Consider the following 12,111-nt stretch of genomic DNA (forward strand, 5'->3'; position numbering starts at 1 on the left):
AATATTTGAGAAGTGCAATCTTAGAGATTAATAATCAACGAAAAGTAAGCGGACGAACCTTTGTAAAGTGGGTTGTTCTTGAAATACATGAAAACAATACCCAATACAATAAAAACGGTATTACCTGGATCGAAAAACACGTTAATGCAAACTTAAATTCCATTAAGGATATGCCGCTGTGTGTAGAATTTATTGATTGTGAAAACAGTGAACCATTTGGACATGGCATGACAGAAATTAAAGATGGGACTCCCCTGTTTGAAAACAGCACTGTAGTTGGTGTTACAACCAATGGATATATTGACACTATAGAAGTAAATGGTCAACAAAAAAGAGTGTTAATTGGTGAAGGTTTTATTTACAACCAAAGGTACCCAAAGTTTGTACAATGGCTTAAATCGAAAATGTTTGATGGCGAATTCCCTGAGACCTCAGTAGAAATTTCTGCAGTTGAAGGCAGCTCTTCAATTGAGTATGACGGTGGGTATAAAGAAAAAGGTCGTATACCTATGAGATTTGATTTCACCGGCGACGCAATTCTCGGAATTGATCCAGCTGATGATGCTGCTGTCTTACTGGAACTAAATAATAATCACAAGGAGGAACAGTCAATGGCAAAAACACAAGATGAAGCATTAGTTGAATTGAATAATAAGCTAAACATTGAGAATAAAGCACTTGAAACAAAAGTGGCTGAACTTAATGAGGCGCTTAAGAAAAAAGATGAGGAGTTAAATGCTGCAGTAAAAGCAGCTAAAGATGAGAAAGCAAAAGTTGAGGAGAAAGAAAAAGAAATCAAAAAAGCAAAAGAAGAAAAAGAAAAAGCTGATGCCGAGTTGAATTCACTGAAAGAATTCAAACAAAACGCAGAAAACGAAAAGCTAAAAAGTGAACTAAATCAAGATCTCAATAAATATACAGAGAAAGAAAAATCGGTCGCGAAAGAAAAAATCGAACTCTTCTCCAAATCTCCTTCTCTTGAGCTAAAGACACAAATTCTCTCGGAAATTAACTCTTCAATCGCTCAATCATTTATTGCACAACGTCAAAAGAATCAATCAACTGAAACAAATAGCACTAATGATAAAGACATTTTTTCAGAAATTAATGATGCTGGACAAGAAAGCTCAGTATCTATTAATGATCTCTATTAAGATAAAATAACACTTTTATAGAAATGAGGAATTTATATGTTCAAGTTTGGAACTATCGGTGCCTTCAAACAGGTGCGAAATAACCCGCGTTGTAAAGCAACGAAAGATTTAGTGCCCGGCTTGGTTGTGTTACCAGATGACTCCACCGGTCTTGCGCCTACCCCTGCCGATGCTGTAGCAGCAAAGGGCGACATTTATGTTGTTGGCAATATCATTGATAAACCTGAGGTTAGAAACAAAGCTGATTTTAAAGTATTGAAAGATGAATACGTTCGGGCTTTCCGTGTAACTGATTTGACTGATCTTCCAGTTGAGCTAAGTCAAGATACAGTTCAAGGTTTTGATGCCCTCATTGCGGGAGATGTTATTGTCCCAGCAGGTGATGGAACTGGTCAATGGACTAAAGCTGGAGAAGATGTTGCTGATTACAAAGTTAAGCTTAAAGTTCTTGAAAAAACTACATTCGGTGGTAAAGGTCTGTACTTAAAAGTACAAGCCTAATCCCTAACTTTTGGAGGTAAAACTAATGAAAATTGAACTTAATAACGTAAAACGGGACTCAGATGTGTTTGCTAATCCCAAGTTAAATTCAAAGTCACCTATTATTGAGATCTTCTCTGCAATTGCAACAGGAAAAGATATTTCTAAATTCGGCAATAAAGCCGATACAGTTATGAAACATGTCAAAGATTTAGCAGCTCAAGCTGTACTAGGCAACCCCGTAGCAAAAGCTGAAATAAATACAATTGTTAGATTGGCAATTGAGCCTAAACTTATTTCAGCTGTTAAATTATTTGATTTCATGGGTACTTTTAGACAAATCGGTTATGATCAACAACCAATGATGACTACATACGCACACGAATCAATTAGAAGTGGTTTCCAAGCTTCTCGTGGAGACGTTCCTTTTGCTACTACAACTTGGAACGAATACCCTATTGGAACACAGACTATTTCAGCAGGCTATGCTGTTAATTACCGTGAAATCCAAAGTGGAAACCTAGATAAAGTTGCTGAAGGTATGGAACAAGTTCAGACCGATATGATGAATAAAGCTATGTATTATGTCGTAAATGAAATGTACAACGCCATTAAGTCAGCTACCGGTGTTAAATATTTCTCGGAAAATGCCGGTATTCAAAAATCTGCAGTTGATGACACTATTAAGAAGGTTCGTAGATTCGGTCAACCATCTATCGTTGGTGATTATTCTGTTGTTTCTCAGTTAAATGATTTTGCTGGATTCCAAGCAGTCGCCGGAGATGCGACTAGTACAAAATTGCCTGAATCAGTAATGGATGAAATCCGCAAGACAGGTTTACTGAGTACTTATAAAGGTTCTTCTGTTGTTGAATTACCTAATGCATACAACCTCACTGAACTTAACAAGACTGGAGATAACTTCAAAACTTACCTTCCTGAAGGTCTTCTATTCTTCATTCCTCAAGGTGCAAAATCTCCTCTTCAAGTATTCCAACGTGGTGGATTAACTTCTATGACAGGTAACGATATCGTGTCTGGTACAGAGATTACTCGATTTGACATGGAAATCGGTGCAGGTGTAGCTAAAGGACAAGAACATCAAATCGGATTAATCCGTGATGAAAATTTCGAAATCACACCTGAATAAAATCATTATGGAGGGCATTGTCCCTCCTAAGTAAAATTATGGAGGGTATTATGTCAATTAATTTAGATAAGAAAATCGCTATTAAAAATTTGTGCTCGTGGGACTTATATTTCAAAAAATTAGAAAGCCATGGAGATTTCCGTTTACCTGCTAATGGCATTCGTCAAATTACAGTAGGTGAAGTTCAGTCTCAAGTTTTTGATAATGTAAAAATGTTTGTAGGCACCGATGGGCAAGGGTCTCATGCGAAAATTTTCATTGATGATAAAGAAACTAGGGTTCACCTTGGGTTTGAGGCTGCTGAAAATGACAGTGAGCAAGAAGTGATCACACCTGAAAGAATCAAGCAGATTTTAGCTTACAAAACTCAGAAAACATTCGAAGAAAATGTAACTAAAGATATCAAACTAGAATCCGAAAAAGCTCAGTTATTTGAAATTGCAAAGAAAGAAAAAGTAAATGACTATAAAAAGATCAAGTTTATCGAAGAGTTTACTGGTTTTAAGTTTGATACAGAATCATAAGGAGTGATTTAATGACACCTTATGAAAAAATTATCAATGTTTTTCATTCTTTGTTTCAATCGAACGAAGTGTTGCCGGAGGGTCTTGAAAAACAGTTTTTGATTAATGCTATTAGCGATTACGAAACAGATCTTACAGATCTTGGTTTCCATGAAGAAACTAATACGTTTGATGTCAAACTTTCAAGAGCTCAAACCCAATTACTCGGAATGCTTATGTACAGAGGATATTTAGGCAGATACAGAGATAGGGCTCTCAAGTTGAATAACGTAATTGGACGAGATATTCAATTAACAGGCTTAGCAAACACAAAAGCACAAGTAAATAGAGCATATGAGAGCTTGTGTGATGATATTGATCAAAAAATTAGCAAGCTTAAAACCAATAATTTCGAGTGAGGTGCTTAGATGTCAATAGATTGGTACCTTTCTTCCTCCTCGAATTATTTAAGTGGCTGGGAAAACGATGAATTTAATACGAACAAATATGAAATATTTAAAGAAATTCTTGCGAATTCACCCGAAACATATGATATTGAGCTCAATCATAAGTCTCAACAGGTAATTATCCAAACAACCCAAGACAGTGAAACTAAGAAAGTGCTTACCGTATTAGGATTGCTTAATCGAGGCGACTTGATTAAATATGATGATAGTTATTGGATTGTTAATTCAAGACCTACAGACAATAAAATGAACGATAGTGCTACTATGAGACAATGTAACACCTCATTTTTTCTAACCTCAGAAGACAAGTTAGTCGATACTGGCAAAATTAACGAAATCACCGGTATGCCAATTTATGAAAAAGTACCCGGTGAAAAAACTGAAGTCCCCTGCATATTCGAAAGGACAACTTCAATAAATGGCACTGAATTGGCCGTAAATCTTCCAGATGGCCAAGCAAACATTACAATTCCTTATCTTGTTCATGAAAAATTGAAAATCGGACTTACCCTCACCTTCTTTGGCGAAGATTATCAAGTCGATGATATAGACTTTTCAAAAGTTTACAGAGACCACGGAACAATAAAATTGGTTGCCAAAAAGAAAGTTGGTGAAAAGACATGAGCATGACTGTTGAACAGATGACAAAAGTCTTCAGATTAGTTATGGATGATGTTGAACTGAATCGGCTCTTGTATTACAAAACTGATCCTCTCTCCCCTTCTCATCCAGATGTTCAATCACTCGAAAATTATTATGACTCCACAAATGACTCTCCCGCTATTATCAATACCATATTCAAGCGAGCACCTAAAACAGATGATCTATCGGATTCACCATTATGTAGGATGTGTGTTTATTTAGGGAATGCATTACCTAAGCCGACAAACCAAAGCTTTATGTTGTTAAATCAAGAATTGATGATCGATGTATACACACACATTAATACATTTGAGATATCTGAGTATCGAAGTTTGAAAATCATCGACAGGGTTTCAAAATTATTTTTCAATAAAAATATTGCTGGTTTTGGTGTAACAGTAGATTATAGACGTTTGCTTATTAGTAATCCTCCTGACGGATACCTGGGCTACAAGATGATCTTTACTTTTGGAGCAAGCAAATGAATGAGTTAAAGGATTTCTTTTTCTTGGGAAAACCGATCCAGACTGAAATAGGTGAGATTGATTTCATCCGCTTAAAAGATTATCCTCTCTACACCAAGGAACTAAGCATGTTGAGGATGAATAAGAAAAGTCTTATTAAAGAATATTCAAGGTTTAATGAGGATGGCTCGCTTGACCCATTTATTATTGAAATGAAAAAGAGAGATCTTTATGAAATTGTACATTCGGTACTCCCTGATTTTCACGAGGCTTATTTCAAAGTTTTTTCAAAAGTATTGATAAACAAGGATTCCCTATCGTTGATTGGAAAACATAATTTTCCCCGTCTCCGAAAACTAATACTAGACATGCATTGTATCACTGAAGACAAGGTCGTTGACAATGATGAACTTCAGGAGTTCCATGATATAAGTAAATCACTCAAGCAACAAGATTCTCAAAGTGATTTAAAGGATATAGTAAGCTGTGTTGCTGCATTTAACGGATACACGTATGAAGAAATATCTGAAATGACGATGTATCAACTATATTTGTCGTTCTACAGGATGGCTGAAGTTATGAATTATAACACAACCACACTTTTTGCTACCGTCTCTCCTGATGTCAAAGTAAGTGATTGGAGCAGTCACATTAATCTTTACAAGGAAGAGTCTTATCACCTGAGCACTAAAGATGCTAAAAATATCGAGCAATTATTTGGAGGCTAATTAACTTTAGTCTCTTTTTATTTTTATTTAGGAGGAAACAATTTGGCAAAACAAACAGTAATCCATGAAGTTGGAAAAATTACAGCTAAACGTCTGAGCGATAATAAGGTTATTGCTTCAGGTGTTACACAAATGACTCAGTTTTCCCAACAAGTTCAACAAGACTTTTTAAAAGGCGGATGGGGTAACCGAGACCTGTATGTTATTAATTCAAGTAAAGAAGTATCGGGTAATGTCCGAAATGCTTTCTTTGATCTTGATTTCATGGCAATGCAGCAAGGCGTAAAAATTGAAAACGAAACAATTTCTGTGTGGGAAGATGAAAGCCTAAATGTTAGTGATACTGGTACAGTTACCCTTTCATATCTCCCATTGTCTAAAGTTTCATTAACTAACGAAGATGGAGATCAAATTGAAGTTGACGCTGCATCTAAAACAGTTACTGTGCCTGATACCTTTGCAACCAAGGGTGAAGCTTTAGCAGTTCATTATCAAATTGAAGTTGAAGCCGAGACGGTTGAAATTAACGGTGAAAAATTCTCTGAGAATTACTACTTTGAAATTCACACAATTGAATACGATCCTAAGACTTCAAAAATCTACAGTGACCTTTATATTCAGCTCCCTAAAGTAAACTTCTCTGGTGAAGCAGATATGTCGTTTGAAGCAGGAAATGCATACACTCCGGAAATCGGCTATCGAGCCCTTGCTGATAATAACGGAAAAATCGGTAACTTTGCTCGTGTAAAACGTAAAGCTGATGGGACAAAGGGCGTTGTCACTAGTGATGAAGGAACTGGCTCATCTCAAAGCTCAGACCTGGGCGGAACAACTGAATAATTAAGGAGGCGTTTATTATTGCTTTTTTAAATCAGGACGGTGATAAATACACCTCTGCAAAAGATGATGGGACAGGTAATCCCATAACTGCTGTATCAATTGAACGTTCCACTGTCCCTTTGGAGGTTGGTCTTAATAATGACCAGCCTCTTAATGTTAATGTGGCCAATACATCACTTGATGTAAATATAGCTAATACGGCTTCTGTCCCTGTTTTGGTTAAAAACACTGCAGCAATTAAAACCCAAGTTCAAAAATCCTATTCTGAATTTGTTGTTACTGATGCTGATACTGTAGCTACAGGTGCAACTAAGTCTTATACAGTTGATCTAATCGATTCACTTGGTGTTTTCAGAACGTACGGTGTTGCTATGTACACAACTCAAACAGACAGTTCAAACAGCAAAGTTTTAGCAAGTATTTATTCCGTACCGAAAAACATCCCATTTTATTCTGCAACTACACCAGGTAATGATAATTCTGTTCTTTTTAACAGCATTACCTTTGTTCAGAACTATCCTTTGCAAAAACAATTAACTTTCACTGCTCCAAAAATACATCTGACAGTTAAAGCAGCCGGTACAGTTGATCTAACTGGGTTGAAAATCGTTGTTTGGGGGATGGAATAATGACATTTGATGAAGTATGTGGTCTGTTTACACAATTTGATGGTTTGGAACAAAAATTTCTATTGCTATCAGATGGATCCTATATCAGTGTTGATGATTTCAAGCAACGCTTTGAAGGCGACTTCAATGAGTACGAACCTTTAAGTTCACTTCAGTCATCCCCTTCTTCTACCCCAGCTTGGGAAGGTATATGGAATAAGTTACAAGAGGATGGGCTCTTTGAATAAGTCCTCCCCTCTTGTTTTTCTAGATAAAAGACAGTTTTTATACAGATTAAGGAGGTGGAGTTGTTGACAGAAACGACTGAAAATGTCGTAACCACAATTCCAGACAAAACTTCATTTACTTTTCATGAAGCAACAACCGCCCCGTCTGAAGGTGAAGAATTTGTAGTGGATCATTTTCGGGAACTTACTGTTAAGATCTCTGGTTCCTCAACTTCACGGGAAATTAAATTTTATGCAGTTGATGAAAATGGCGAAAAAACTCCCTTAAGTGGAACTAACAAAACAGACTTACAGCTAGCAACTAGTACTTTAAATACAAATGAATACTGGGACTTCGATATAGGTGGAGTATTTAAAGTATTGTTTGAGGTTATAGCAGTAAACGGTGATATATCTGTTAAAGGAATTGCGGTGAGTTAAATGAGTAACAGTAAATTTGCGGGTCAATTGAAACAAAACAACCTTCAAATTAATAATCTAAAAGCAGGCACTGCACAAACTGAAAAACACATGGTTGATCACGAGGAAAGGCTTACTGAGACCGTCAATGATTTTATGGAATATCAAAACTATGAGCTGAAAACACACACAGAAAACTTTAATAATCCGCATCAAGTTACTAAAAACCAAGTTGGATTATCTAATGTTACCAATGATAAACAAGCAACCAAGTTAGAGTTTGACTTACACGTCAAAGATACAAGTCTTCATGTATCATCTGCTGACAGAGAAGCATGGAACTCCAAAGAAACTACTGCAGGAGCACAAATAAAGGCTGATAAAGCATTAAGTGATGCGAAATCATATGTAGATATTCATACTTCAGATAAAGCTAATCCTCATGCCGTTACTGCTGCGCAAGTTGGTCTAGGAAACCTCACAAACGATAAACAAGCAACTAAATCAGAATTTGATATTCACATTGGAAACTCAACTGTGCATATTTCATCTACAGAAAGAAACAAGTGGAATGGTGCTCAATTAGTCAAGTTTACAACAGATTCCGGCTATGGAACAAACCTCGGTTCAGGAGTAGATACTAGAACTCTCACAAAGACAGGAATTTATTATGGCAAAGAGTTTGTAAACACTCCGAGTGAAGCAAGTTTTCATACAATTGTAGTACTAGCTATGTCAGATACTGTTATAGTGCAAGAAGCAACGAGATGGTTTGATAATAAAAAATTTATACAAACGATGAATGGAGCCAACACGTGGTCAGGTTGGAAAGAAATAATTACAAAAGATCAACTATCTCCAACATGGAAGAACCTCACGCTTCAAAATGGGTGGACTATTTACAGTGATCGAACTCCTCAATATGCAATTATAGGGAATCATGTGGTATTTAGAGGCGCTATTCAAGGCGGTACAATTGGCACTTCTGCTAATAATTTCATCCCCGCTTTCACAATGCCTACAGGTACTCGCTCTTTATCAAATATAGTTTTCGCTACTGGACTAATGAATGAAGCTGGGGTAGCAAAAGCGTATTCTCAAACTTCAGGCTATGTTTCAATTCTATACTCAGGTGAGAATACAGCTAACGGCATTGTAAATCTAGAAAATATACACTACTACATTTAGGATGTGACATTTCACCTTGACAACAATTGTTTGCTATAAATATGATCCAAAAACGCACCTATATCTTGAACCTGTCGAATACGAAGAATCTGATACACTGCCAATAAATTGCACAAAAGTGCCCCCTCCACCTGGTCTATATCTAGCTAAATACAGTATTGAGGATCAGTCATGGGTTGAATCTGCAAACAAAGATTACATCGACAGCCTAAAAAATTCAGATATCAAGCCCTCAGATATTGATATCTTAGGTCAATCCCTAACAGAGGCAAGAATCACTATTTTAAAACAAGCTAGAACTATAACTACGATGCAGTCTGATATAGAAACGCTGAAAGGCAGGGTAACAACTTGAGTAATTTTTGGGTTATTGCTTTAAGTAAAGATTGGGCAACAGTTTCTCAAGTAAAAGAAGCCTATGAATATAATGATGTATCTAAAGACGAGCTACAAGAAGGCGTAACAAATAATATTATTACTGTTGAGGAATATGAAGAAATAGTTGGAGAGCCCTACGCACCTACTGATTCGAGTCCAATAGAACAGTAATTTGATAAGAATTTATCTGGCAGGTGTCTTGTGCTTTATAGAGGATATAAAAGGAGGATATTAAATGGCATCAAAAAAATTGAATTTAAGTTTAATTGAGGAAAGTGTCAATAAGTATGACAAGAAAGAAAAAGTCCAGTTAACCGATGATGTACATGTATTCATCTACCCATACTTTTCCCCTTCTCGGTTAACAAAAATGCTAACTGAAATGATCTCTGATCAACAAAAAGCCGAAGATAAAGGTATTGATTTTAGTAAAATCAACACTGTTCAATGGGTATTCTTTTCAATTGTAAAAGAATTTTCAGATTTGGGGATTCCAAATGACATCAAAAATAAAGTTAAATGGTACCTTAAGCTTGTCGATTCCGAATTCTTCCCTATGATTATTAACAGTTATCCAAAAGAAAACATGAAGAAGCTTAAAGATGCAACAGAAGCTTTAGAAAAAATCACTGAAGACTTGTTAACTATGAGCCAAGAGGAAATCAACAAACTTATTCTAGAAAAGGTAGAAGAAATAGAGACTGGTTCTGGTGAAGTTAGTGGCGAAAACAATTAAAGATATCAAAGCTATGGTTGAACAAGCTGCAATTCAATCAATTCATAAATCTTCTTCTAATGTGAAACAAATTATGGTGAAAACAGGAAAAGAGCACATTGATGAAGATGTTTACGGTGCATATGATCCCCTACTTTATGAACGCACAGGACAAGTTAAAGATGCCTTTATAACCACCAACGAAAGCAACGGGGTGTCATTGGACAATATTAGAGATGATGATGGAAAAGACATTGCTACAGTCATTGAAACCGGGCAGGGGTATACGTACCCTGATTCATATGGATATGGCTACGGTAAACCTCGTCCTTTTATGAAGAATACCTCTGAGACCTTAAGAGATGGACGATTAACTGCAGCGCTAAAAAAAGATTTAAAAGCAGATGGTATTAAAACAGACTAATGGTGGTGAATCAATGACCAAAATTAAGAAAAACATGTTAAGGGATAGGGCAAAAAAACTGCCTGAAATTACAGACGAAATGTGGCAACACGTAAATGATGAGTTAAGGACTATTGTCGATGAGTTCATTGCTGTTCAAAACTTTAGTCCAGCAACAAAAAAACAATATCAATCAGGGCTTAGGCAGTTTGGTTATTACGTATATCAATCGATGAATAACAAACCTTTATACAAGCTCACCAAAAGGGATATTCTTCGGTATTTAAGCTATCTTCGTGATAACCGCAAACTCTCCTCTTCTGCACAAAGTTTTAAAAAAGCTTGTGTTTCATCCATGTTTAATTACATCGAGAATGTTATTGCTGATGACGAGGATTTCAAAGAGTATCGGAGTTTTAGAAACTTAACCCGAGGGCTCCCTCCTATTCCCAAAAACAAAGTATATGACAAAGTAAAAATTACTTTTAATGAGTACAAAGATATGATGGATGTACTTGAAAAGGACGAGAATTATTTAGGTATGGCCTGGCTTGCAACAGCCTTTAATGTTGGAGCCAGAAGGAGTGAAATCATACAATTCAAAACAGAAATACTTGATTATCCAATACCTGAAGGTAAGACATTTGTATACAGTCATAATGTGCGACTAAAAGGTCAAGGTGATGACGGGAAAGTAGAGCCCTATATGATTAATCTTGAAGCTTTAAAATACATGCGATTATGGGTTGAAAATAGAGGCTATGAATCGGAGTACATATTTTCAACTAAATACGGTGGCGAAGTTAAACAAGCTTCAAAGTCATGGGCTGATTACTTTTGTTCAAATGTTTTAAGCGATATTCTTCAACGAAGAGTCAATCCTCATATATTTAAAGCCTCTTGTGTAACATATCTTCTTGAAAGTGGAGTGGATTTAAAGCTCGTTTCAAAATATGTTGCACACCACGAAGATGTATCAACAACCATTGCCCACTATGATCTCAGGGAATTTGAAGAAGAAAAGAATAAAATATTCTCTTAACCCCTCTCCTTTCAAATAAAATCCCTCTTTTATTCAGAATCAAGATTCCTCGTTTGAGGGATTTTGCTTATGTATAAAACAAAGAATCACTTTTTCCCCTATAAAGACAAAGTGATTTTAAAATTAGCTATTAGGTAAATCCACTTTTGCATTGAGAATTAGAGAAACGTACCCTTGGAAATCTAATTTCCATTAAAATCCTTTACATATTCGTCGATAATATGGAGAGGTGATGAAAATGTTAAATAAAAAAGTACTAAAACACAATCTGGTTGAGATGAATCCCAAAGAATTAATAAAGTTTATCAAGCACGAATTCCCTATTAATGGACAAGATTATCATACACATGCAAGGAAAGTCCAAATAATAAAAGCTTTAAGCCCGTCTGAATTATCATCTGCCATTGCAAGGATGGAAGGAATAAAATCGCAATATGATCCATCTAAAACTTGGGGAATTGGAAGTTTGATTTTGGGAACATCGTTTATAGGATTTCAAGTATTATTTGGTGTGAATCTATCAAAAATTACTGAGGGAAACCGATTGAATGCATTAATTTACGTATTAATCACAATCATAATTTGCTTATGGACACTTCGTAATATTTTAAAAGATAAAGAAAATGCTACAACTGCAGATTATCTTAAAGAACTGCTCATTCAGATAAAGTCAGAAAAGAACCAATGATTTCACTTTCCATT

The 12,111-nt window shown here is 35.9% G+C and carries 19 protein-coding genes; all 19 read left to right on the top strand.

The window, feature by feature from the left end:
• Positions 1 to 5: 5 nt before the first annotated feature.
• Positions 6 to 1,154: a hypothetical protein gene (locus ACZ07B_RS01545; protein WP_268422132.1), complete on the top strand. Its 1,149-nt coding sequence runs from the start codon at positions 6 to 8 to the stop codon at positions 1,152 to 1,154.
• A gap of 36 nt (positions 1,155 to 1,190) precedes the next feature.
• Positions 1,191 to 1,655, top strand: a complete 465-nt coding sequence (locus tag ACZ07B_RS01550) for a hypothetical protein (protein ID WP_268422134.1) — start codon at positions 1,191 to 1,193, stop codon at positions 1,653 to 1,655.
• A 25-nt stretch (positions 1,656 to 1,680) separates the two neighbouring features.
• A complete protein-coding gene (locus tag ACZ07B_RS01555) occupies positions 1,681 to 2,784 on the top strand; it encodes a hypothetical protein (protein ID WP_332276173.1) in 1,104 nt (367 codons plus the stop codon).
• A 50-nt stretch (positions 2,785 to 2,834) separates the two neighbouring features.
• Positions 2,835 to 3,308, top strand: a complete 474-nt coding sequence (locus tag ACZ07B_RS01560) for a hypothetical protein (RefSeq protein ID WP_017696877.1) — start codon at positions 2,835 to 2,837, stop codon at positions 3,306 to 3,308.
• A gap of 11 nt (positions 3,309 to 3,319) precedes the next feature.
• Complete coding sequence (locus ACZ07B_RS01565) at positions 3,320 to 3,706, top strand: hypothetical protein (protein WP_017696878.1); 387 nt, start codon at positions 3,320 to 3,322, stop codon at positions 3,704 to 3,706.
• 9 nt (positions 3,707 to 3,715) lie between these two features.
• Positions 3,716 to 4,378, top strand: a complete 663-nt coding sequence (locus tag ACZ07B_RS01570) for a hypothetical protein (RefSeq protein ID WP_464876831.1) — start codon at positions 3,716 to 3,718, stop codon at positions 4,376 to 4,378.
• Positions 4,375 to 4,881 (top strand): hypothetical protein, encoded by a 507-nt coding sequence (locus ACZ07B_RS01575; RefSeq protein ID WP_068947510.1) that lies wholly within the window; start codon positions 4,375 to 4,377, stop codon positions 4,879 to 4,881. Before ACZ07B_RS01570 ends, ACZ07B_RS01575 begins: the two co-directional genes overlap by 4 nt.
• Positions 4,878 to 5,588 (top strand): hypothetical protein, encoded by a 711-nt coding sequence (locus tag ACZ07B_RS01580; protein WP_003230954.1) that lies wholly within the window; start codon positions 4,878 to 4,880, stop codon positions 5,586 to 5,588. Before ACZ07B_RS01575 ends, ACZ07B_RS01580 begins: the two co-directional genes overlap by 4 nt.
• Before the next feature lie 42 nt (positions 5,589 to 5,630).
• Complete coding sequence (locus ACZ07B_RS01585; RefSeq protein WP_041054450.1) at positions 5,631 to 6,428, top strand: hypothetical protein; 798 nt, start codon at positions 5,631 to 5,633, stop codon at positions 6,426 to 6,428.
• Positions 6,429 to 6,445: 17 nt separating this feature from the next.
• Positions 6,446 to 7,057, top strand: a complete 612-nt coding sequence (locus ACZ07B_RS01590; RefSeq protein ID WP_213420385.1) for a hypothetical protein — start codon at positions 6,446 to 6,448, stop codon at positions 7,055 to 7,057.
• Positions 7,057 to 7,284: a hypothetical protein gene (locus ACZ07B_RS01595; protein WP_061187715.1), complete on the top strand. Its 228-nt coding sequence runs from the start codon at positions 7,057 to 7,059 to the stop codon at positions 7,282 to 7,284. The genes ACZ07B_RS01590 and ACZ07B_RS01595 overlap by 1 nt, the downstream gene beginning before the upstream one ends.
• A gap of 63 nt (positions 7,285 to 7,347) precedes the next feature.
• The gene (locus ACZ07B_RS01600; RefSeq protein ID WP_106019969.1) at positions 7,348 to 7,704 is read left to right on the top strand and encodes a hypothetical protein; all 357 of its coding nucleotides are present in this window, start codon (positions 7,348 to 7,350) and stop codon (positions 7,702 to 7,704) included.
• The gene (locus ACZ07B_RS01605; RefSeq protein WP_217002454.1) at positions 7,705 to 8,871 is read left to right on the top strand and encodes a pyocin knob domain-containing protein; all 1,167 of its coding nucleotides are present in this window, start codon (positions 7,705 to 7,707) and stop codon (positions 8,869 to 8,871) included.
• 16 nt (positions 8,872 to 8,887) lie between these two features.
• Positions 8,888 to 9,226, top strand: coding sequence for a hypothetical protein (locus ACZ07B_RS01610; protein WP_217002455.1), 339 nt, complete (start codon positions 8,888 to 8,890; stop codon positions 9,224 to 9,226).
• Positions 9,223 to 9,420, top strand: a complete 198-nt coding sequence (locus tag ACZ07B_RS01615; RefSeq protein WP_263463282.1) for an XkdX family protein — start codon at positions 9,223 to 9,225, stop codon at positions 9,418 to 9,420. Before ACZ07B_RS01610 ends, ACZ07B_RS01615 begins: the two co-directional genes overlap by 4 nt.
• A gap of 64 nt (positions 9,421 to 9,484) precedes the next feature.
• Entirely contained in the window at positions 9,485 to 9,985 is a 501-nt protein-coding gene (locus tag ACZ07B_RS01620) for a hypothetical protein (RefSeq protein WP_464876832.1), read from the top strand.
• Positions 9,969 to 10,388 (top strand): hypothetical protein, encoded by a 420-nt coding sequence (locus ACZ07B_RS01625; protein WP_464876833.1) that lies wholly within the window; start codon positions 9,969 to 9,971, stop codon positions 10,386 to 10,388. The genes ACZ07B_RS01620 and ACZ07B_RS01625 overlap by 17 nt, the downstream gene beginning before the upstream one ends.
• A gap of 13 nt (positions 10,389 to 10,401) precedes the next feature.
• Positions 10,402 to 11,409: a tyrosine-type recombinase/integrase gene (locus ACZ07B_RS01630; RefSeq protein ID WP_121591836.1), complete on the top strand. Its 1,008-nt coding sequence runs from the start codon at positions 10,402 to 10,404 to the stop codon at positions 11,407 to 11,409.
• A 238-nt stretch (positions 11,410 to 11,647) separates the two neighbouring features.
• Positions 11,648 to 12,097 carry a hypothetical protein gene (locus ACZ07B_RS01635; protein ID WP_106019974.1) on the top strand — a complete coding sequence of 150 codons (450 nt, stop codon included), beginning with the start codon at positions 11,648 to 11,650 and terminating at the stop codon, positions 12,095 to 12,097.
• Positions 12,098 to 12,111 lie beyond the last annotated feature (14 nt).

Source organism: Bacillus sp. 9.4, from assembly GCF_055486415.1.